The organism is Variovorax sp. IB41, from assembly GCF_016405905.1.
GTDB lineage: Bacteria > Pseudomonadota > Gammaproteobacteria > Burkholderiales > Burkholderiaceae_C > Variovorax.
In genome coordinates this window covers 24,185-46,602 of record NZ_JAEFCB010000014.1, presented here as the reverse complement: position 1 = coordinate 46,602, position 22,418 = coordinate 24,185, and the positions used below count along the sequence as shown (strand labels likewise).

15 protein-coding genes are annotated in these 22,418 nt (G+C 66.8%); 6 read left to right on the top strand and 9 right to left on the bottom strand.

Annotated features, from left to right (window positions below; translation table 11 throughout):
* Window positions 1-121 precede the first annotated feature (121 nt).
* Window positions 122-3,955: a trifunctional transcriptional regulator/proline dehydrogenase/L-glutamate gamma-semialdehyde dehydrogenase gene (gene putA, locus JC881_RS22585; protein ID WP_443083369.1), complete on the bottom strand. Its 3,834-nt coding sequence runs from the start codon at window positions 3,953-3,955 to the stop codon at window positions 122-124.
* 58 nt (window positions 3,956-4,013) lie between these two features.
* On the opposite strand from putA, the gene JC881_RS22580 reads away from it, so the two are divergent.
* From JC881_RS22580 to JC881_RS22565, 4 genes are all read left to right on the top strand, one after another.
* Window positions 4,014-4,616, top strand: coding sequence for a helix-turn-helix domain-containing protein (locus JC881_RS22580; RefSeq protein WP_198787917.1), 603 nt, complete (start codon window positions 4,014-4,016; stop codon window positions 4,614-4,616).
* On the top strand, window positions 4,613-5,158 hold the full coding sequence (locus tag JC881_RS22575) for a GNAT family N-acetyltransferase (RefSeq protein ID WP_198787916.1): 546 nt from the start codon (window positions 4,613-4,615) through the stop codon (window positions 5,156-5,158). The genes JC881_RS22580 and JC881_RS22575 overlap by 4 nt, the downstream gene beginning before the upstream one ends.
* Window positions 5,155-5,943, top strand: coding sequence for a class I SAM-dependent methyltransferase (locus JC881_RS22570; protein ID WP_198787915.1), 789 nt, complete (start codon window positions 5,155-5,157; stop codon window positions 5,941-5,943). Before JC881_RS22575 ends, JC881_RS22570 begins: the two co-directional genes overlap by 4 nt.
* Window positions 5,944-6,091: 148 nt before the next feature.
* Window positions 6,092-6,577: a DUF2147 domain-containing protein gene (locus JC881_RS22565; protein ID WP_198787914.1), complete on the top strand. Its 486-nt coding sequence runs from the start codon at window positions 6,092-6,094 to the stop codon at window positions 6,575-6,577.
* A gap of 60 nt (window positions 6,578-6,637) precedes the next feature.
* On the opposite strand, the gene JC881_RS22560 is transcribed toward JC881_RS22565, so the two are convergent.
* The 8 genes from JC881_RS22560 to JC881_RS22525 all read right to left on the bottom strand — a co-directional run bounded on the left by JC881_RS22560 (window position 6,638) and on the right by JC881_RS22525 (window position 16,164).
* Window positions 6,638-8,803 (bottom strand): T6SS phospholipase effector Tle1-like catalytic domain-containing protein, encoded by a 2,166-nt coding sequence (locus JC881_RS22560; RefSeq protein WP_198787913.1) that lies wholly within the window; start codon window positions 8,801-8,803, stop codon window positions 6,638-6,640.
* A gap of 29 nt (window positions 8,804-8,832) precedes the next feature.
* Complete coding sequence (locus JC881_RS22555; RefSeq protein ID WP_198787912.1) at window positions 8,833-9,348, bottom strand: DUF3304 domain-containing protein; 516 nt, start codon at window positions 9,346-9,348, stop codon at window positions 8,833-8,835.
* 91 nt (window positions 9,349-9,439) lie between these two features.
* Window positions 9,440-9,976, bottom strand: coding sequence for a DUF3304 domain-containing protein (locus tag JC881_RS22550; protein WP_198787911.1), 537 nt, complete (start codon window positions 9,974-9,976; stop codon window positions 9,440-9,442).
* A complete protein-coding gene (locus tag JC881_RS22545) occupies window positions 9,973-10,362 on the bottom strand; it encodes a hypothetical protein (RefSeq protein WP_198787910.1) in 390 nt (129 codons plus the stop codon). The genes JC881_RS22550 and JC881_RS22545 overlap by 4 nt, the downstream gene beginning before the upstream one ends.
* Window positions 10,363-10,376: 14 nt before the next feature.
* Window positions 10,377-11,252: a DUF4123 domain-containing protein gene (locus JC881_RS22540; RefSeq protein ID WP_198787909.1), complete on the bottom strand. Its 876-nt coding sequence runs from the start codon at window positions 11,250-11,252 to the stop codon at window positions 10,377-10,379.
* Window positions 11,253-11,255: 3 nt separating this feature from the next.
* A complete protein-coding gene (locus tag JC881_RS22535) occupies window positions 11,256-13,811 on the bottom strand; it encodes a type VI secretion system Vgr family protein (RefSeq protein WP_198787908.1) in 2,556 nt (851 codons plus the stop codon).
* 246 nt (window positions 13,812-14,057) lie between these two features.
* Complete coding sequence (locus JC881_RS22530; RefSeq protein ID WP_198787907.1) at window positions 14,058-15,179, bottom strand: NADH:flavin oxidoreductase/NADH oxidase; 1,122 nt, start codon at window positions 15,177-15,179, stop codon at window positions 14,058-14,060.
* Between the two features lies 1 nt (window position 15,180).
* Window positions 15,181-16,164, bottom strand: a complete 984-nt coding sequence (locus tag JC881_RS22525; RefSeq protein WP_332875273.1) for a DMT family transporter — start codon at window positions 16,162-16,164, stop codon at window positions 15,181-15,183.
* Window positions 16,165-16,296: 132 nt separating this feature from the next.
* Between JC881_RS22525 and JC881_RS22520 the strand changes: the two genes are divergently transcribed.
* Both JC881_RS22520 and JC881_RS22515 read left to right on the top strand, forming a co-directional pair.
* A complete protein-coding gene (locus JC881_RS22520) occupies window positions 16,297-17,175 on the top strand; it encodes a LysR family transcriptional regulator (RefSeq protein WP_198787906.1) in 879 nt (292 codons plus the stop codon).
* Between the two features lie 469 nt (window positions 17,176-17,644).
* Window positions 17,645-22,417: a CapA family protein gene (locus JC881_RS22515; RefSeq protein WP_198787905.1), complete on the top strand. Its 4,773-nt coding sequence runs from the start codon at window positions 17,645-17,647 to the stop codon at window positions 22,415-22,417.
* The last annotated feature ends 1 nt before the right edge of the window (window position 22,418 follow it).

The following is a 22,418-nucleotide window of genomic DNA, read 5'->3' as shown; positions in this document are numbered from 1 at the left end:
CCCAGTGCGCAGGGCATCGGGTGCTCCCCGCAGCGAAATCAAGGAGGAGGGCGAAGCCCGGGGGACATTCGCGGAGGGGAGTACCCGGTGGCCTGTGCACCCGCCCTGAACACAGCGGCGCTCACCCGATCGTCATCAAACTCGCATTGCCCCCGGCAGCAGCGGTGTTCACGCTCAAGGCACGCTCGACCACAAGGCTTTCAAGCGGAATGCCCGCATCCCCCGGCGCGAACGCGCGCACGCCGACGATCGGCCCCGGCCGCGACGCGACCTGATGCGCAACGCCCGAGAGGCTCGCCGCATCGCCGTGATGAAGCACGGCATCGAAGACCACGGTCTCCGAAGTCCAGTCGCGCGCGATGGCGATCGACTGCTGCACCTCGACGGGCAACGCTGCGAGCAGGCTCTGCGCGCCTGCATCCGCGGGCCATATCGCGGTGCTGCCCACCGAGAGCACGGCCGCCAGCTGCACGAGGCGGTCGGCTTCCGCATCGGCCAGGCACAGCACGGCTTCGCGCGGCTGCAGCGTGTAGACGTTGCGCTCGCCGGTCGGGCCGGCCAGCGTGCGCGAACTGCCTGAGCGTGAGAGCTCGCTGAAGAGTTGGCATTGCATTGCCAATGCATGGCGGTTCGTTTCGTTCGCCCATCGCGCCAAGGCCGACAGGGCGGCATGTGGTGCACCGGCTTGCGTCGGCGATGCGTTGCCCGGGTCCGCGTCTGCAATGGCGCGCACGAGCACGTCGTCCGGCCGCTTCGACAGCATGCGGTACATGTAGAGCGGACCGCCCGCCTTGGGCCCCGTGCCCGAGAGGCCTTCGCCGCCGAACGGCTGCACGCCCACGACGGCGCCCACGATATTGCGGTTCACATAAACATTGCCCGCCTTCGCGTGCGACACGATCTGCGCAATGGTCTCGTCGATGCGCGTGTGCACGCCCAGCGTGAGGCCGTAGCCCGTGCCGTTGATCTGGCCCACGAGCGCCCCGAGGTCGCGGCGGCGAAAGCGCACCACATGCAGCACCGGCCCGAACACCTCGCGCTGCAGCTCGGCGATGTTGTCGAGTTCGATGAGCGTCGGCATCACGAAGGTGCCCCGGCGCGTGTCGTGCGCGTACTCGCGCCCCTGCCGGTAGACGCGGCGGCCGCGGCTGCGCAGGGTGGCGATGTGTCGCTCGATGTTGTCGCGCGCTTCGGCGTCGATCACCGGACCCACGTCGACGGCCAGCCGCGCGGGGTTGCCGATGCAGCTCTCGGCCATCGCGCCCTTGAGCATCTCGATGAGCCGGTCGGCCGCTTCCTCCTGCACGCACAGCACGCGCAGCGCGGAGCAGCGCTGGCCGGCGCTGTCGAAGGCCGAGGCCATCACGTCGGTGACGACCTGTTCGACCAGTGCGGAAGAGTCCACGATCATCGCGTTCTGGCCGCCGGTCTCGGCGATGAGCGGCACGGGTGCGCCGTGGGCACCGAGTCGCGTCGAGAGCGTCTTCTGCAGGATGCGCGCGACCTCGGTCGAGCCCGTGAACATCACGCCCTGCACGCGTGCGTCGGCGACCAGCGCAGCGCCGACTGTCTCGCCGCGGCCGGGCAGCAGTTGAACGGCCGCGTGCGGAATGCCCGCCTGCCACAGCACGCGGATCGCTTCGGCCGCGACCAGCGGCGTCTGCTCCGCGGGCTTGGCCAGCACGGGGTTGCCGGCCGCGAGCGCGGCAGCCACCTGGCCGGTGAAGATCGCGAGCGGGAAATTCCACGGGCTGATGCACACCATCGGCCCGAGTGCGCGGTGCGTGTCGTTCGCGAAATCGGTGCGTGCCTGCGCCGCGTAGTAACGCAGGAAGTCCACCGCCTCGCGCACTTCGGCGATGGCGTTGGCGTACGTCTTTCCGGCCTCGCGTGCGAGCAGTCCGAGCAGGCGCGGTTGCTGGGCTTCGAGCAGATCGGCCGCGCGGCCGAGGAGTGCGGCGCGTTCTGCGGGCGGCGTCGCGGCCCACGTCGTTGCAATGCCCTGGGCCTGCGACACGGCGGATTCGACGTCGGCCAGCGTGGCTTCGCGCACCTGCCCGACGACATCGCGATGGTCTGCGGGGTTCAGTACGGCGGCCCATGGAAAGGAGGCGTCGTCACTCGATTCGCCTTCAGCGAGCAGCGGCTCTGCGCGCCATGGTTCAGCGGCCGTGGCGCGGAGTGTTTCGCCGAGCATGCGCAGGCTGTCGTCGTTTGCGAGGTCGATGCCTTGCGAGTTGACGCGCTGCTTGCCGTAGAGCGCGGCGGGCAATGGAATGGCTGGATGCGGCAAGCCGACAGCGCCTTCGCTCGCGGCCATGCGCTCCACCGTCGCGACAGGATCTTCCACCAGCGCTTCGAGCGGAATCGTCGGGTCCGCGATGCGATTGACGAACGAAGTGTTCGCGCCGTTCTCCAGCAATCGCCGCACGAGGTACGCGAGCAATGTCTCGTGCGTGCCCACGGGCGCATAGATGCGGCACGGCCGCCCGAGCGGGCCGACCACCTGTTCATAAAGCGGCTCGCCCATGCCATGCAGGCACTGGAACTCGTACTGCCCCGGCGTGTAGCGCGCCGGGTCCGCCATCGTGTAGATCGCGGCGAGCGTGTGCGCGTTGTGCGTGGCGAACTGCGGGTAGATCGCGCCCGGCGCATCGAGCAGCTTGCGCGCGCAGGCCAGGTACGACACATCGGTGTAGGCCTTGCGCGTGTAGACCGGATAGCCCTCGAGCCCTTCGATCTGCGCGCGCTTGATCTCGCTGTCCCAGTACGCGCCTTTCACGAGGCGCACCATGAGGCGGTGGCGGCTGCGGCGCGCGAGGTCGATCACGAAATCGATCACATACGGGCAGCGCTTCTGGTAGCCCTGGATCACGAAGCCGATGCCATTCCACCCCGCGAGCGCGGGCTCGAAGCACAGGCGCTCCAAGAGGTCTAACGAGAGTTCGAGGCGGTCGGCTTCTTCGGCGTCGATGTTGATGCCGATGTCGTACTGCTGCGCGAGCAACGTGAGCGCGCGCAGCACCGGGTAGAGCTCGTCGACGACACGGGCGTGCTGCGCGCGGCTGTAGCGCGGATGCAGCGCAGAGAGCTTGATGGAGATGCCCGGGCCCGCATACACACCGCGGTGGTTCGAGGCCTTGCCGATCGCGTGGATCGCGTCTTCGTAGGCGATGCGGTAGCGCTTCGCATCGTCGGTGGTGAGCGCCGCTTCGCCGAGCATGTCGTACGAATAGCGAAAGCCCTCGGCCTCCAGCTCGCGCGCGTTGTCCAGCGCCTGCGCGATGGTCTCGCCGGTGACGAACTGCTCGCCCATCATGCGCATCGCCATGTCCACGCCTTTGCGGATCAGCGGCTCGCCGCCCTTGCCGATGAGGCGCGTGAGCACTGTGGAGAGGCCCGTCTCGCTGTGCGTGGCCACCAGCTTGCCGGTGAGCAGCAGGCCCCAGGTCGCGGCGTTGACGAACACCGAGGGGCTGCGGCCTGCGTGCGACTGCCACTGTCCGTGCGCGATCTTGTCGCGGATCAGCGCGTGGCGCGTTTCGGCATCGGGGATGCGCAGCAGCGCTTCGGCCAGGCACATCAGCGCGACGCCCTCTTGTGACGAGAGCGCGTATTCCTGCAGCAGGCCTTGAACGAGGCCGGCGCGGCCGCTGGCGTTCTTGCGGTTTCGCAACTGCAGTGCGATTCGGTGGGCGAGGGCATGGGCCGCTTCGGCCTGTGCGGCCGGAAGGCGCGCCTGTTCGAGCAGCGGGGGCAATGCCTCGGGCTCGGGGCGCCGGTAGGCGGCGGTGATCGGGGCGCGCAAGGCCGAAGGTCGGGCCAGTCCATCGGCGAAGTCGATGAACGAAGAAGGCAGGGGGTCGGGGTCGTTGGCGCTCATGTCAGATCCATGCTGGTGATATGTTGAATGATCGCAATCTGTCTCACGAATATTCGTTCGAAGAATTGGCATCGAACCGAACAAATGACGGGTTGACGCGAGTTCCCTTTTATTGGATATTTCATCCAATATGACGGAATCAACGCCAACCCCTCCGGCGGCCACCCTCAACGACCGCATCGCCCAGCGCGTGCGCGACCTGCGCGCCTCCCGCGCGCTGTCGCTCGATGCGCTGGCCACGCACTGCGGCGTCAGCCGCTCCATGATCTCTCTGATCGAACGCGGAGAGAGCAGTCCGACGGCCGTGCTGCTCGAAAAACTCGCCACGGGCCTGGGCGTTCCGCTCGCCTCGCTGTTCGACGATGCCGAGCCCACCGCCAGCCCCGTCTCGCGCCTCGCGGACCAGTTGCAGTGGCGCGACCCGCACTCCGGCTATGTGCGCCGCAACGTCTCGCCCGGTGGCGCCATCTCTCCCATCCAGATCGTCGAGGTCAACTTCCCGCCCAAGGCGCGCGTGGCCTACGAAACCGGCGCGCGCGAACCGCGCATCCACCAGCAGGTGTGGGTGCTCGAAGGCCGCATCGAAGTCACCGTGGGCGACGAGCTCCATCGCCTCGACGCGGGCGACTGCCTCGCGCTCTCGCTCGACCATCCGACGAGCTATCACAACCCCACGCGCAAGACCGCGCGCTATGCCGTCGTGATCACCACGGCCCCCACCTCCTGGAGATGAATGAAATGACGACGACCGAAACACCCCGCGTCCGTGCGCTTGCGACGGTGAGCGATGCGCAGGTGCAGGCACTGGCCGACCTGCTGATCGATTGCGTCGAAGGCGGCGCGTCGGTGAGCTTCATGCTGCCGATCACGCGCGAGCGCGCCCTCGCGTTCTGGCGCAAGGTGGCCGACGGCGTGGCGCGCGGCGAACGCGTGCTGCTGGTGGCCGAAGACGACGAGGGCCTGCTGGGCACCGTGCAGGTCGTGCTCGACCAGCCCGAGAACCAGCCGCACCGCGCCGAGGTCTCCAAGATGCTCGTGTTCCGCCGGGCGCGCCGGCGGGGCATCGGCGCGCTGCTGATGCAGGCGGCCGAGGATGCGGCGCGCGAGCATCGCAAGACGCTGCTGGTGCTCGACACCTCGAGCGCCGAGGCCGAGCGCCTGTATGCGCGCATGGGCTGGCAGCGCGTGGGCGTGATCCCCGGCTTCGCGCTGCTGCCCGAGGGCGAGCCGTGCGGCACCACTTTCTTTTATCTCGCGCTGGAGGCGCGCGGATGAGCAGCTTCGAGCAACTGCTGCGCGATGCGGATGCGCGGCCGCTCGTCGGATGGGATCTGTCGTGCGACGGCCGCATCACCACCACCGCCACGCCATGGAACTTCGAAGCCGCGGTCGTGCGGCATGCGCGCGAGTCGCCAGACATGCTCGACATGGGCACGGGCGGCGGCGAGTGGCTGAGCGCGCTCGCGTACCGCCCGGCGCGCACCGTCGCGACCGAGGGCTGGGCACCGAACGTGGCGGTCGCGCGCGAACGCCTGGCGCCGTTGGGCGTGGAGGTGGTCGAGGTCGAAGGCGCCGACGACAACGCGGCGCAGGCGCCCGGCGATGAAGACGCGCGACTGCCGTTCGCGGATGCGTCGTTCCATCTGGTCGTCAATCGCCACGAGTCTTTCGTCGCGCGCGATGTGCATCGCATCCTTGGGGCGGGCGGGCGCTTCGTCACGCAGCAGGTCGCGTCGGACTTCAATGCCGACTGCCATGCGCTGCTGGGCCTGCGCATGCCCGCTCTGCCGCGATGGCAACTGGACACCGCGGTCGATCAGCTCACGCGCGCGGGCCTGGTCATCGAACGGAGTGAAGAGGGCGCCGAGCAGCTGTCGTTCGACAACATCGGCGCGTTCGCGTGGTACCTGAAGCACGTGCCCTATGTGTGCCCCGGATTCGCCATCGACGGATGCCGCGCCGCACTGGAGCGGCTGCACGCGAGCATCCAGGACAGCGGGCCGCTGCCGATGCGGCAGAAGCTGTTCTGGCTGGAGGCCGTCAAACCAGCGGCAGGCTGAGCCGCGCGGATTTTTCGGATTTTTGTACCGTACCGTGTCTGGCACCCCGACAGATACGGAACACGACGATTCAGTGTGTGTCTCGACACACACCGCGGCGCGTGGCGCGATGGAATGGGCGCCTCATCCACTCGACACGAAGCCCGTCATGACCCAGCCCTCGTTTCATCGTCCAGGCCGCGCATTCGGCGCCGCCCTGTTGTTCGCCGCGGCCTTCGCGGCGCAGGCGCAATCCGCTGCAGCCTCCGATCCGCGCGGCCGCTGGGTCACCGCGAACGGCAACCTCGAAGTGGAGGTCGCGCCCTGCGGCGCCGCGCTGTGCGGCACCGTCACCAAGGTGTTGGGCAACCGCTCGATGGCACCGGGCGGCGGCGACATGCAAGCCGCCGATGGCCGGCCGGCGCTGGGCATGACGCTGCTGAAGGACTTCGCGCCCGTCGATGCAAGCGACGCCGCGCGTCCGTCCACCGAATGGGCCGGGCAGATCTACAACCGCGAGAACGGCAAGACCTATCGATGCAACATGTCGGTCAGCACCGAGGGCAACGCGGCGGGCGAGCTGGTGCTGCGTGCGTATGTCGGGCTGCCGCTGTTCGGCAAGACGCAGCGCTGGGTGCGTGTTGCTGCGAACTGAACGGCGGCGGCAGCTGATTCGTGGCCCGGCTGGGCGCACTCAGCTTCGCGGTTGTGGTCTTCAGCGCGAGATCGTTCCCCGGAACCCGGCGGCTTCGCGCTGCCACTGCAGACTTTGAGCGCGATCGCTGGCGCGCTTCGCATCGAGCGCCGAGACGCGCCTCTTGTTGCCACGCTCGGCTTCGTCGCGCAGCATCGCGTCTCCGTCATTGCCGAAGAAGGTTCGGCGAAATTTGGCAATGCCGTAGCCGTTCGTCTCGAACTCGGGCATTCCGAATCCGATGAATCCGGCCATGCTGTCATGCACCAGTTCATCGAAGAATGCAGCGACTTCGCCAGACACCGGCCTGGACTGTATGGCTGCGAGCAAGCGAACGCCATCGCGCTCGACGGCGATGTCGCGCACCTCGGCCTGGGTCTCGCCGGCCAGGAATTTGCGCCATTCAGCCAGGTAGAGCGGCGCCTTTTGTGCTTTGCCGATCGCGCGTTGCAAGTCCTCTTCGCGCAGGTTGCGCTCCATCAACCCTTTGCGAGCGGCAAATCCGTCCATGGCCGAGCCGACCATGGCGTGAATGGAGCTGCCGGGCCACCACTGCGACAGGCCCGTGGCGCCGCCGTCCTTCACCTGGGTGAAGGCGTCGTAGCGGTGCCGCAGAACTTCATCCTCGGTGCCGCCCGCCTGCACGCGCCGCTGGATCTCGTCGCAAAGGGCGGAGATCACGAGAATCAAGGCGAGCTGCGTTTTCCACAGGGTGCGCGGTTCATCCTTGTAGGAACCGATCGAGCCATTGGGTGTGCCAAGGGATCGCTTCACGGCTGGTGAAGTCCGCCAGTCCTTGTGGTGCACACGGTAGGTGAAATAGAGGCTCAGGTGTTGTTGCGCCATGTCCTCCACGGGGCCGGCCTGAATGCCAGCCTTCAAGTAGTAGGCGTCGAATGCCTTGACGGTGACGGGTGAGGGCTTGAGAGCTTTGGCAACCATCTGGTTCAGTGGTGCAAATGCACCAAGACCGAGACTGGTCCCAGCGACCTTCAGCGCGCCGAAAGCGGTTTGGAAAGGCACTCCGGCGCCCAGCGCCGCGCAGTACATCTCGTAGCCCGGTATTCGGGCCAACTGCAGGTCTTCGTTCTTTTCACCCCAGTCCTTGCAGCCCAGTGCTTCTGGCTTGTAGCCGCCGCCGACGTCCGAGTGGGAGCCGGGATAGACGTACTCAACCACATTGGCGGGGTAGCTGCTGCCGACGCGCGCTGAGTCCAGGGGGAAGCAGGCTCGCACCTCGGTGCTCGCGACCATGTGCACGCATTGCTCCACGCCAGGATTGATCTGCATGCTGTTGTTGGCCCAGCCCGCGCGGCCTTCGATGAAGGTGTAGAGCCCGGCTGCGCCCACCGACGCCACGGTGTCGAAGAGGCCGAGAAACTGCACACGGATCGGAATGCCTGCAAAGAGATAGCCACCGTCTTTTTGCTCGCAGAGTTCATACAGCCAATTGACGAAAGTCCGCGCTTCGGCCGCTCCGCGAGAAAACCCGAACACGTTGACGGTAATCAGGTTCAGCTTGACTGCCTGATGGGCCAGCTTGTCCTTGAGCTTTCCTTGCCATTCGCCCTTGAGCGATCTCCGGCGGTCAAAGTTGATGAATAGTTGCGGCACCATCAGGTCGAAGAGCGAAACAGCCAGGTCCTTGGCTGTCGCGTCGTCGATCAGGTCATCTCCGGTAATGTGTCGACTGACGGCATTGAATATGCGAGTCAAGCCCCACACGATGCGAGGCGCCCCATTCATTGCGCCGATGGAGCCCAGTTGCTGCATGAGCGTGTGCCACGATTGAGTCAAACCGCCTTCCTCGTCGCATTCGCCGTCGACGTCTCCGATTTTCGGGAACGGCGTACCGAGACCAGGGATGTAATAGCTGTAGTAGCCGTTGGTAGCGATTTTGAGTCTGTCAGGGTGCGCGTGGTATAGCCGCACTACATTGCTGTGCCTCATCTCGCGCGGTGCACCGGCCTGATCGAGGTAATCCGCTTGCTCATTGTTGCCGGTGCCATCGAAGAACATGCCGACGAACACACAGCCGGTGCATGTAGGAACTGGACCGGATGGATTGGCTGCGCAGTGCGCAGCCGCTCGCTGCAATTGCTCTCGATTGCTCAAAGGGCGCTCGCCGATGCGGGTGTGGCCCAGCGCCGGATTCAGCGCCGAATCAATAAAGGTTGTCGTGCTCATTCAATTTTGCTCAAGTGGTTGCGCAACGGTCATTTGTCAACGATGTCAGTGCGCGTGACCCAGGGTTTCTTGTCGTCTGCGCTCATGGGATAGCGTGGATGTTCGATCGCATATCTGCTGATCACTACCTTGATGCGGTGATCTGGATAGAAATGCACATTGATCGCACCCGCCGTTTTGGGCGTGTATTCGGGGATGTCCACTTCCGCTTCCTGCGGCGGAGGCGGAGTGCGAGGGTCTCCGACCATCACGTCGTAGAACCATCTGACCCTGGCCTTCATACCCGGATGCCAATGCTTGGGGAACGACATGCAGCACGAGAATTTCCCGCCTCCGGTCTCGGGTTGGATGTTCGGACCCCCCGCACCGTTGATCGTGAAGCCCGCGATGCTCCACCCCGACTCAGGCATGTGGTTGTAGCCGGTGACATCTCCGGCCAGCATGTCGTTGTCGCTGCAAGCGACCAGCATGAGCGCGAACCCTCCCACGCAAAAAAATCGCTTGAGGCGGTGCGAGAGACGATGAAATGCGGCGATTGATTTCAATTGATTTCTTCCGGATGTTTGAATGCTTTGTCGTGTCGACGGACCGACCTCGCCATGTGCTCCGTTGGGTTGATCCGGCGCATGCACAACGTTAGTCATCAACGATGTCAGTGCGCGTGACCCAGGGTTTCTTGTCCTCTTCGCTCATGGGATAGCGTGGATGTTCGATCGCATATCTGCTGATCACTACCTTGATGCGGTGACCCGGATAGAAGTGCACATTGATCGCGCCTGCCGTCTTCGGCGTGTATTCGGGAATCTCGACCTCCGCTTCTTGCGGAGGCGGAGGCGTAGCACTGGGATCACTGGCTTTGTGGTTGTAGAACCATCTGACCTTGGCCTTCATGCCTGGATGCCAATGCTTGGGGAAGGACATGCAGCAGGAAAACGCGCCACCTCCGGTCTCGGGTTGGATGTTCGGACCGCCAGCACCGTTGATCGTGAAGCCCGCGATGCTCCACCCCGACTCAGGCATGTGGTTGTAGCCGGTGACATCTCCGGCCAGCATGTCGTTGTCGCTGCAAGCGGCCTGCATGACGGCAACGACCAAGATGCTCAGCACGCGCCACATAGGGTGCAAGGCGCGCGAACGACGCGAGGCGTTTCCAACGGCGATCGTGGCTTTCATGACGGCGCGCTCAGGCGTTTTTTCGAATGCCTTTTCTTCGTGATGACTACGCTGCAAAGGATCAAGCCCGTCACCATGCTGAACATGGTGCAGACGGTCCAGGGCACCATGGATGGCGCAGTGAACACCTCACGCCAAGCGTCCACGGCCATCCCCCAGAACTCGGAGGCGTTCTCGGCCGAGAAGAAGAAATGCCGGAACGCGAAAATCCAGGAGAGAAGGGGCACGCACAGCAAGGTCAACCCCAGGCGCAGGAGTCTGGATCTGACCCTGACCCATCCGAGCAAGACGTAGGCGCCCGAATAGACGAGTGCGGCGAAGATGATGAAACCGTAGCTTTGCAGGAAGTACTCGAGCAACGAGAGAAAGATCAGGTGGTAGTCCATGTTTTGAAAGTTGTTCAGACGAGGTTGTGATTCAGCAGTGCTTCGCGCAAATTTCCCGGTTGCCAGGACCTGGTCAGCAGCAACTCGTGCAGCATCGGGTTGTCCTGGATCTTTCCGTTGGTCAGCAATTCGGCTGCGACCAGCGACACCTTGTCGGTCCAGTTCTCGATGCCGTGCCTTTCGATCAGGCCGAATGTCTTGTCCTTGATGTAGCCATGAAGTTTTCCGTGCGCCGTGCGGGGATGGAACACTTCGGGCATCTGGTCCGCCAGCAAGTCGAGTGCGGCGTCGGGTTCGCAGGCTTTCACCATGGCGTCCAGTTGCGCCTGGCTCAGATGCAAGGCATCGCAAGGGCCGGGCGCTGCCGGGTCGGGCAGACGGGCTGCGACCATGGCACCCTCCCGGTCCACATAGAGCCAGTGCGCGAGCGGTGCTGCGATGGCGGCCCATTGCGCAGGCGTCAGGAGGTCCGGCAGCAAGGGCAAGGTACGGGTGTCGGCAAAGCGCAGAAGGAGACGCTGCTTGTCTTTCGTGTGCACGCGATGCAAGGGCAGCCAGAGCTTGCAAAGGGTCCGCGCGGGTATGCGGCTCGCCATCACGCTGAGCATCGGGCGCCCACTGCAGTGGGCAAGAAGTTGCGCCGTATGCCGGTGCTTCTTTTCGAAGGGGTCCAGTTCGATCAGCCATGGCGCTGCGCCTGCCAGGTCATCGAGCGGAAATTCCGCGGCGTAGCAATTGAGTCCCTTGTAGACGGTCCCTGCGGCGTTGCTGCCGTGGTCGAAGGCGGCGTCGATCAGCGCGATCCAATGCAGGCGGGGTTCGGCAGCGAATGCATCGATCAGGTGTTTTTCTGCGGCTTCCAGAAGGGTGGGGGCTTGTGCGAAGTACACGGCTCATCCGCCTACTGCTGCAACGGGGCTGCCGGACTTGAGCGCCTTGAGCACGCAGTCCTCGCAGAGCGTTGTCGGGAACTTAATCTCGGGCAGCGGCAACTCCTTCTGCGGCTGAAGGCTGTGGCTGCCGGCGTACTCGCGCCACAGGCCGCTGGTGCCATGCTCGATGCTGGCTTTTTTCCAAAGGCTGTAGCTGCGTCCGCCGTTGATGGTCACGATCTCGTCGGCGTCCAGCGTGATCTTGTTGGCCCTCAAGGTGATGTCCTTCCTGGCCAGCATGTGGATGCTTTTTTTCAATGCCGTGATGTCGATGTCGTCCTGGGCTGCAACGATCTTGACCAGCCCCTTGAAGGCAAACAGGCGAACAGCGTGGGCAGCGCTGACCAGAAAACTCTTGTTGGAAGAGATGCTGGTATGGCTGCCGCTGGTCAGCGCGATGTGTTCACCGCTTGCAAGATGCGTCGAGTTGGGGGTGGTGGCAGCGATGCCGGCCGGGCTGGCGAGCACCAGGTGGGGCGCCAGGAACTCCGGAAATTCGCCGTCGGCGCGGCTGCCGCCATGGCCTTCGATTTCATCGCTTTGTTTCTTGAGCGCCCGCGCCACTTCGTCCTGGTCGCCTGTCTCATGCGCCTGGGCTGTCAGCGCTGCCGTGGCAAGGCTGTCATGCTGGTCCTGGCCTTGCGACAAACGGATGGCAGTCTCGGCGCTGTCGAGCACATGCGATTGCGCATTGGGGCGTGGCTCGGTGGTGAGCAGCAAGCCGTTCTTCGCGCGCAACGCGCCATGCCCGTCGGTGCGCAGCTCGAAGCCCTGGCCGCGCAGGTCCTTGCGTCCCGCGTTGTCTTCGATGCGCGCGATGTGACCGAGCGAAAGCTGGCTGTGCTGGTGGTCGGACTTGATCTGGGCCTGGATCTTGCCGTCGGTGTCGTCGAAGGCCAGGTGGTTGGAGCGCCCCGCGGCGCTGTTGCCGCCCTCCTTGGTCAACTCGCGGCTGCGAAAACCGGAAAGTGCCGATTGATTGGGCAAGGCCCAGGGCGGGAGATTCGACTGGTTGTGAACGCGGCCGGTGCAGATGGGAAGGTCGGGATCGCCACCAAAGAAGTCGACCAAAACTTCCTGGCCGATGCGTGGAATGTGAATACCGCCCAACTGGTTGCCGGCCCACGGTGAACTCACGCGCAGCCAGCAGGTGCTGTGCTGATTCTTCAGGCCGATGCGGTCCCAGGGAAATTGAACCTTGATGCGTCCGAGTTCATCGGTCCAGAGGTTCTGTCCTTCGGGGCCGACCACCAGCGCGGACTGTGGCCCTCCCGTTTGGGGCTTCGCGCGCGCAGGGGCCGGGCGCAGGGGCTGGGCAACCGGATGAGCGGTGAAGTCCACGAGGATGCGCCATTGCTGTCGGCGGTCTTGCGTTGCATCCTTGTTCTGGCTGTCCTGTGCGACGTTTTCGATGACGAAGTGCGTATCCAGGACAAGGTACTCGGCGTTGGCTTTTTCGCGCGGATGCTTTTGCAACTCGAAAGTGCGACCGGCGCACATGCCGCGCAGATTGCCGCTGGCCTGGGCCCGTTCGCCGTGGGTGCGCAGGGCCTGCATGCGCAGCAACGCCAGCAACCGGCCTTCGTCCTGAGGATCGTTGCGCTCGCCCCGACCAGCGAGAGGCTGGGTGTAGTGGCTGCCTGCATGAGCGGCATGCCATTGGTAGACCTCGGCGCCCGCCAGCCCGGTTGGCCGCGGGTCCTTGCGACCGATGCTCAAGTCGGCCCGTGGGCGCGTGTAGTCGTAGTCGCGGGTCGAATACTGGCCGCTCGTGAGGTGTGCATGAGGAACGAAACTGCTGATGTATTCGGCATCGACCTTCCAGCCGGGCGCGTGATACTCGACTTCCCGATACGCGGCACTCTCTGCCGCCTTGTAGGCCGCCATGGCATCGCTCAAGACCAGGCGATGCTTTCCTTCGCCGTGCTCGAAGTGATAGCTCAGTCCCCACTCTTCGCAGAGCCGGCAGAAGAAGTCGAAGTCCGTCTCGTTGAACTGAGTCTGGAAATCGCGTATCGGGTAGGCCTCGAACAGACGCTTGTCGACGGGGAAGGCGTAATCGGCCAGCAACTCATCGAGGATCTGGACAACGGTCTTGTCCTGAAAGATCTTGCAGTCGGTGGTGAGGGTGGCCAGGTGCAGCCAAGGCCGCAGTGTCAGCTTGTATTGAACGTGCCTGCCCTCTTCGCCCCAGATGGCCGCATCCGTGATCAGGGCGTTGATCTGGCGCACGCCGGATCCCGTAGCGCCGACGTTCGAGCCGGTGGCACCGGGCACGAAAGCGCCCGAGCCATCCAGTTCGATCATGCAGTTGATTTCGCGGCCGATGAGGGCATCGAGGTCGAGGTCGGCGGCACCGCCGGCGCCGGGGTTCAGGTCGTCCGGTGTCTTGAGAAGCAGCTCGTATTCGAAGAGGCTGTTCATGCCTTCGCGACCGGTGAGCCGCACGGGCTCGAGGCCTGGATGGCCTTGAAGCGGCGAAATGGCCGTGCTGAAAATGGAGAGGGTTCGGGGCATGCGCAGAGCGTCTTGTTCGGAAGACTCAAAAGTCTGGCGTATGCCAACTGCGCGTACTGCGAACAATAGTGAACTGGCCCCGATCTGCGTCAATCAGATTAGCAAGGGCGTTAAAACTTCACACGCGCGAAAGATCGAGCAGGTGAAAAGCGCGATGCGGTGACCGGGCTCGCCGACACCCCGGGCTGTTTCGATCAGCGGATGGATGCGGGTGCCGGTCGCGCCACCACGCGCGAACGAGGAGGGTCAGCGCGCCCCGAACGCCGCGTTCTCGAACAGATCCTTGAACTCCCGCGGCTGCGAGCGCCAGTACTGGTGCGGCGCCTTCACCTGCGCGCCCAGCTCGGCCGCTGCATGCCACGGCCAGCGCGGGTCGTAGAGGATCGCGCGGGCGAGCGACACCGCATCGGCCTGGCCCTTGGCGATGATTTCCTCCGCCTGCCGCGGCTCGGTGATGAGGCCCACGGCGATGACCGGCATGTCGACCTCGGACTTCACGCGTTCGGCGAACGGCACTTGGTAGCCCACGCCGAGCGCGATGGCCTGCCTGGGCGATACGCCGCCGCTGGACACATGGATGGCCGCGCAGCCGCGCGCCTCGAGCGCCTTGGCGAACGCGACGGTGCCCTCGAGGTCCCATCCATCCGGCACCCAGTCGACGGCCGAGACGCGCACCCACACCGGCTTGTCGGCGGGAAATGCCTCGCGCACTGCATCGAACACCTCGAGCGGAAAGCGCATGCGGTTCGCTAGGCTCCCGCCGTATTCGTCGTCGCGGTGATTGGCCAGCGGCGAGAGGAACTGGTGCAGCAGGTAGCCGTGCGCCGCGTGGATCTCCAAGCCATCGAGGCCCAGCCGCGCGGCGCGCCGTGCGGTGTCGACGAATGCATTGCGGATGCGGGCGAGGCCCGCGGCGTCGAGTGCGATCGGCACGTCTTCCGTCGGCGAGTGCGGCACGGCCGAGGGCGCGTACGCCTTCCATCCGCCGGGCTCGCCGGGCGCAATCTGCTTGCCGCCTTCCCACGGCGCGCGGCTCGATGCCTTGCGCCCCGCGTGCCCGAGCTGCATCGCGATCCTGATGGGCGAATGGGCCCGCGTCGCCGCGAGCACGCGGGCCAGGCCCTCTTCATTGGCATCGGAATAAAGCCCGAGATCGCCGGGCGAGATGCGCCCTTCGGCCTCCACCGCCGTCGCCTCCAGGATCATGAGTCCCGCGCCCGAGAGCGCGAGGTGGCCCAGGTGGATCAGGTGCCAGTCGCCCGGCGTGCCCTCCACGGCGGAGTACTGGCACATCGGCGCGATGACGATGCGGTTGTCCAGGCGGAGCGCGCCGAGTTGCAGGGGCGTGAAGAGGTGGGCTTGGCTCATGTCATGAAGTGGCGGTGCAGGTGCCGCGATTCTGGAGCGGCGGCACGGCCTGCGCTGCCGGCGCCGCAGAAGCCTTGCGGCCTGCCGCGGTATGGATCAGCAGCGCGCCGATCACCATTGCCATGCCGACCGCCTCGTTCGCCGTCGGCATCTTGCCCATCGCCATGCTCATCAAGAGCGCCGACACCGGCACGAAGTTGAAGAAGGCCGTGCCCGTCACGGCGCCCAGCTTGCTCACGCCGAAGTTGAAAGCCAGCACCGCGATGGCCGAAGACACCAGGCCCACGTAGAGCAGCGCCTCCCACGACAGGCTGAGGCCCTCCACGCTGGGCATCTGCGAGAGCCCCAGCACGCTGGCCCCGACGGCGCCGGCCAGCAGCAGCGGCCAGGCGGCCAGCACGGTGAGCGCGCTGTATTCGATCACGTCCAGCCCCGGAAAGCGCGCCGCGCCCCGCGTGTACCAGACCCAGCCCAGCGTGCCGACGAAGGCGACGGCATCGCCGAAGAGCGTCGATTCGCCCGCCGACGCATCGCCGAACAGCAGCCCCGAGACGATCGCCACGCCCAGCAGCGCGAGCGCCGAAGCCAGCAGCGTCGTGCGTGAGGGGCGCACGCCGTCGAGCGCCCAGCGCAGCAGCTGCGTGGTCATGGGCGTGGTGGCCACGATGACCGCGCCGTGCGAGGGCACCGAGTGCGCCAGGCCGACCAGCAGCATCACGCTGAAGACGCCGAAGCCCGCGAACCCGCGCAGCGCCAGCGGCCCCGCGTGCAGCCGCAGCTTGCGCCAGGGCGCCATGCCGCGCGGAAGGATGAGCAGCACGAACAGCAGCGCGGACATGCTGTAGCGGATCAGCGTGAACCACACGGGTTCGACGTGGTGCAGCACGCCCTTGCTGACGAGGAACATGCCGCCCCAGCTGGAGGTGGCGAGCAGCAGCGCGGCGATGCCGAGCAGGCGTTGGCGAGGGGACAGAGAGAGTGACACGGGGAGCCTTTGCAATGAATCGATGGCTCCAAGGATCGTGCTTCGGTGCTCCGATTTCCATTCGCTTCTTTGGACGGGGCCCTCCAAAAAAGCGAATGGCCGAATCGCGCCGAAGCGCCCACAATTTGTCCCATGGAGCTCTACCAACTCAAGACCTTTGTCGCCATCGCCAAGGAGGGCAGCCTGACCCGCGCCGCCGAGCGCGTGTTTACCAGCGCCCCGGCGGTCAGCGCGCAGCTCAAGGCGCTGGAAGACGAACTGGGCGTGAAGCTGTTCGACCGCACCCCGCGCGGCATGGTGCCCACCGAAGCCGGCCACAGCCTCCTGGACGAAGCCGAGCGCACGCTGGCCTCGGCGACGCGCATGCGCTCGGCGGCCGACCAGCTGCGCGGTGCGGCGCAGGGCGTGGTGCGTTTCGGCACGGTGGTCGATCCGGTGTCACTGAAATTGGGCGAGGTGCTTGTGAAGCTCGCGCAGCGGCATCCGCAGGTCACGCTGCAGCTGAAACAAGGGCTGTCGTTCGAGACGCTGGCCGGCGTGCAGCGCGGCGATCTGGACTGCGCCTATGTGCTCAGCGACAGCGAGCAGTCCGAGGGGCTGGAGCTGCGCCGCCTGAGCGTGGTCGACCTGGCCGTGGTGCTGCCGTTGCCGGTGGCCCAGGCGCATCCCGATCTTTCGCTCGACGAACTTGTGAACCTGCCGTGGGTGGGCACGCCGACGTCCTGCATCCTGCGCGTGCACCTCGAAAAGCTGTTCGCGAGCGCGGGCCGTGAATACCACCAGGGCCGCACCGCGGACGGCGAGAGCGCGATCCGCAGCATGGTCGCCAGCGGCATGGGCGCGGGGGTGATGCGGCTCGACCAGGCCGAGCAGGGCGCGCGCAATGGGGAGCTTGCGATCTGGAATGGGTGGCGGTCGCACACGTGGCTGTGCTGGATCGCATCGGTGGATGGCAAGCGGGCCGTGTCGGTCGATGCGGTGCGGGGGGCGGTGATGGAGGCTTGGGCCTGAAGTCATTCGGGGCGGCGATCCCGCCGACGGGGTGCCTTGCTCCGCGAATGTCCCCCGGGCTTCGCCCTCCTCCTTGATTTCGCTGCGCAAGGCACCCCATCGGCGCGCTCGTTTTCAGAGCACTTGTTCATCGGCCGCACACCAGCAGCGCTTCCAAGTGCGCAGGGCGTCGGGTGCTCCCCGCAGCGAAATCAAGGAGGAGGGGCGAAGCCCCGGGGGACATTCGCGGAGGGGAGTACCCGATGGCCTGTGCACCCGCCATGAATGCCCTTTCCGCGACCTTCACATCTGCCCCGCAACTGAAAACGACATGGCCCATCTTCCACCGCCGATGTCCGCGCGAAGAACCGTCGCGTGGAACTGCCGAGGCTGTAGACCCGGTACCTGAGCAGCACCTGAACGGCACCCGCGCCCTCATGGATCGCCGGGATGGCAGGGTGCGCTGCGGCCTGTCATCATTCGCGGTGGAATGACGCACGACCCCCACCCCCTCGCCGATCTGTTGAACCGTGCCAGGCTCGCCCTGGCGGATGCCGAGGGCGCCTTGCCCCTTGCGTCGCCCGCCACCGCGGAGGCGGGGTGCGTGGTGTTCTTCGCCCTGGGCGAAGGCGAGAGCCGCGCCCGCGTGGTGGCCGGACGCGGCCCCGACCTCGAAGCCGCATGGCAGCGCGCCGCCGATGCGGCCGCCGTGCAGGCCAAGCGCGGCGACCGGCCTCCGGAGCGCCTGCGCGCGGAAATCGTCGACACGGTCACGGCCATGAGCTGGGGCGCGCTGAAGGCGAAGTTGGCGCAAACCAAGCGCAACTATTTCAATCAGGGCATCGCCTTCGATGCGCACTTCAAGCACGCGATGCTCGCGCAGGAGATGCAGGGCGCGGCGGTGCTCTACAGCGGCGAGGTGGAGCATGCGCTGCCCAACGCCACCAACCTGCGCCTGCATGCCAAGCGCCGCTTCGGCGCCGAGATCGACTTTCCCGCGGACGATGCGGCGCCCGTCTGGTGCTTCACCACCCGCGCCGTGTACGTGGACGCCGAGGGCGCCTGGCCCCTTACCGCCGAAGGCCAGGCCGCGGGCTACCGCCGGCTGGACCACTGGAACATGCGGCAGGTCCGCGCGATGATCGATTCGGCAAGCGACTACCTCGCCGAGCAGGTCAAGCCCACGGGCGAATTCCACTACGGCTGGTTTCCCTGCTTCGACCGCGCCATCCCCACCTACAACACCCTGCGCCACGCCAGCACCACCTACGCGATGCTGGAGGCCTGGGAGCTCACGCGCAGCGCCGTGCAGAAGGCCGCCATCGACCGCTCGCTGGGCATCCTCACGCAGCGCCTGATCCGCCAGGTGCCGCTGCCCGACGGCACGCGCGCGGCGCTGCTGGTGGACGTGGGCAACGAGGTCAAGCTCGGCGGCAACGCGGTCTGCCTGCTCGCGCTGGTGAAGTACACCGAGCTCACCGGCGACCCGCAGTACATGACGCTGATGGAGCAGCTCGCGCTCGGCATCCGCGCGATGCAGGACCAGAAGTCCGGGCGCTTCGTGCACGTGCTCAACTTCCCCAAGCTCGACATCAAGGATGCGTTCCGCGTCATCTACTACGACGGCGAGGCCGCCTTCGGATTGATGCGCCTCTATGGGCTCACGCGCGACGAGCGCTGGCTCGCGGTGGTCGAGAAAGCCTTCGACCATTTCATCGCCGCCAAGCACTGGCAGGCGCACGACCACTGGCTGAGCTACTGCGTCAACGAGCTCACGCGCTACCGGCCCGAGACGCGCTACTACCAGTTCGGCCTGCAGAACGTGGCGGGGTACCTGGACTTCGTGCTGGAGCGCATCACCACCTTCCCGACGCTGCTCGAACTCATGATGGCGGCGCGCGAGATGGTGCTGCGCATCGAGGCCGATCCGGCGCTGCGTCCGCTGCTCGAGGGGTTCGATCGCGAGAAGTTCGACCGCGCGCTGGAGCACCGCGCGCGGTACCTGGCCAACGGCCACTTCTGGCCCGAGCTGGCGATGTTCTTCCGCAACCCGGACCGCGTGGCCGGCTCGTTCTTCATCAAGCACCACAGCTTTCGCGTGCGCATCGACGACGTGGAGCACTACCTCTCGGGCTACGTGGCGTACCACCGGCTGCTGCAGAAACGCGAGGCGCAGCAGGCGGAAGCCGGCGCCGCGGAAACGGCGGCCGCACCGGGCCCGCGCGGTGTCGCGGCCTGGGGCGGCGACGTGAACCTGGGCCGGCGCCAGCACTACCGGATGGCCGAGCTGGGCGGCCCGCAGGCGATGCTCGGCGGCATTGCGGCGCTGCGCGATGCGGACCTGCGCATCGTCAACCTCGAATGCGTGGTCGCGACCACCGGCGAGCAGGGCGCCGACAAGGACGAGACCGGCGCCTACTACTACCGCGCGCGCCCCGAGATGATCGACGTGCTGACGGCCGCGCGCATCGACCTCGTGAGCACCGCCAACAACCACAGCGGCGACTACGGCCCGCAGGCCCTCCTGGAACAGAAGACGCTGCTGGACGCCGCGGGCATCGGCTCGGCGGGCACCGGGCCCGACCTCGAAGCCGCGCTGCGGCCGGTGATGGGCCGCGCCGGCGAGGTGCGCGTGGCGCTGTTCTCGCTCGATGCCACGCAGCCGAAATTCGCGGCCACGGCCTGGCACCCGGGCGGCGCCTACCTGCCGCTGGCCGATCCCGCCGAATGGACCGCGACGCTCGCGCCGCGCATCGCGAGGGCACGCGCAGAGGCCGACGTGGTGCTGGTGGCGGTGCACTGGGGCGACAACCTGGAGACGGTGCCCTCGCGCGCCGAGATCGCCGTGGGCCACGCGATCATCGACGCGGGCGCCGACGCCATCCTGGGCACCTCGGCGCATGTGCTGCAGGGCATCGAGGTCTACCGCGGGCGGCCGATCATCCATGACGCCGGCGACCTGCTGTTCGACGCGATGCGCGGCGATGCGTGGAACGCGGGCATCTTCTCGCTCGCGCTCCATGCGCACGGCGTCGAGCAAGTGAAGTTCACGCCCATTCGCGTGGACTTCGGGTTCTCCGAACCGTACGAAGCCGATCGCGCGCGCGCCGCGAGCGAGCACTTCGCCGCCCAATGCCACGCGCTGGGCACACAGGTCTTTCCGACGCCGGACGGCGGCTGCGTGCTGCACCTGGCGCCGCCCGCGCGGGAGGTGCTGCCGCAGCAGCTGCAGCAACCGTTGGTGAACGCTGATGCAACGGTGGCTCGCCGCGCCTCGCCGCCCCTGCGCACCGCAAGGCCCGGCTGGGTCGTCGATGCCGTGCCCGCGGACGCGGCCATGGCGCCGGTGAAGATCGGGCCGCTGCGCCTGGTGGGCATGCGCTGCACGCCCAACCAGGTGTTCGGCCGCCAGCTCTTGTGGGTCGAGTCGTTCTGGACGGTCGATGCGCCGGTCGAGGCCGACCTGCGCCTGCAGTTCCGCGCGCTGCCCGCGCGCAGCAAGACCATGCCGGCCTGGGGCGAGGGCATGGACCACGACCCCTGCGACTGGATGTGGCCGACCAGCCGCTGGACGCCCGGGCGCATCTACCGCGACCGCTATGGCCTGCGCCCGCCACTCGCGCGGCAGATGGAAAGCGACGTGCTGCAGCTCGAAGTTCGCCTGCGCGGCGCGCCGGACCTGCCGGGCGCGCGGCGGCTTCCCGTGTGGTGCGGCCTGCGCATGCCCGGCGTGCCGGCGCCGTTGCCCGAGACCCGCGCGCCGGTGCTGTCGGTCAACCTCCCCGGCGCGAGCCGCGAGCCCGGGCCGGTGTGGACCGCCGAGCAGCTCGCGCAGATCACCGGCGGCCAGTGGCTGGTGCCGCCGCCCGCGGGCTGGTCGGTGCAGTCGGTGGTGCGCCTTCCGATGCACCTGAAGGTGCGGCCGGGGCCGGCGCTGTTCGTCGCGTCGGACTACCGCACGCTGGCCGCGCACGAGAACTTCAGCCGCGCGCCCGAGGAGTGGGACCAGCACGACGACCTGCAGCGCCTGCACACCCAGTGCGCGGGCGCGATCGTGCAGCACGCGGTCGAAGGGCTGCCACCGGACTTTCCGCTGCTGCAGGTGCCCGACCCGATCCGCGCGCTGCTCTCGCTCGGCGCGGCCGCGCGGGCGCGCTACAAGGGGCTGGTGGTGGGCGTGACCGGCACGGTGGGCAAGTCGTCCACCATCGCGATGGTGCGCGACCTCTTGCCGCCGGGCGCGCGCGTGCTCACCACGGTGGAGAACAACAACTCGCGCGTCGGCGTGCCCGGCGCCATGGCCAGCCTGGGGCCCGACGTGGACGTGTGCATCCTGGAGATGGCGCAGAGCGCGCTGTGGATGGACCGCGGCCCGATCTCGCTGGAGGCGCGCCCGCACGTGGCGATCCTCACCGAGGTGGGGCTTTCGCAGACCGCCAAGACCGACACGCTGGAGAAGACGGCCGAGTACAAGTCGCGCGCCTTCCTCGGGCTGGAGCCCGGCGGCATCGCCGTTGTGAGCGCGCACATTCCCCACCTGGCGAAGGTGGTGAAGGCCGCGATGCGCACGGCCGCCAAGGTGTGGACCGTGGGCACCGGGCCGAACGACAACGTCCGCCTGCTCGATGCGCGCCCCGAGGCCTCGGGCTGCCGCGTGCGGCTCTCGTTCAAGGGGCGCATCCACGAGTACCTGTTCCCGGTGGCCAGCATCGGGCTGGTGCGCAACTCGGCGCTGGCGTTCGCCGCGATCGTGGCGATGGGCTTCGACGCCGAGGAGGCCAGCGCGCGCATGCCCCACGTGCGGCTGCCCGCCTCGGTGATGCAGGTGGAGCCGCTGCGCACCGGCACCGGTGCGCTGGTCACGCTGGTGGACGACAGCTGGAACGCCGAGGTCATGTCGATGCGCAACGCGATGAGCTTCATGCGCAGCTACCGCGCGCCTGCCGGCAACCAGCCGGTCGCCCGCAAGGTCGGCGTGCTCGGGCGCATCGTCAACCTGGGCGAGCAGGCCGAGGCGATGCACCGCGGGCTGGCCGAGCCGCTGCTGGCCTCGGGCATCGCGCATGTGGTGACGCACGGCGACGAGATGCGCTGGCTGCGGGAGGAAGTGCCCGTGAGCCTGCTCGGTCCGCATTTCGACAACGCGGCCGACCTGACCCTGTACCTGGGCGAGTACCTGCGCGACGGCGACCTGCTGCTGGTGAAGGGCGACCGCGACCGCTCGGACTTCGGCACCATTCCCGCGCTGCTCAAGAAGCTGTGAC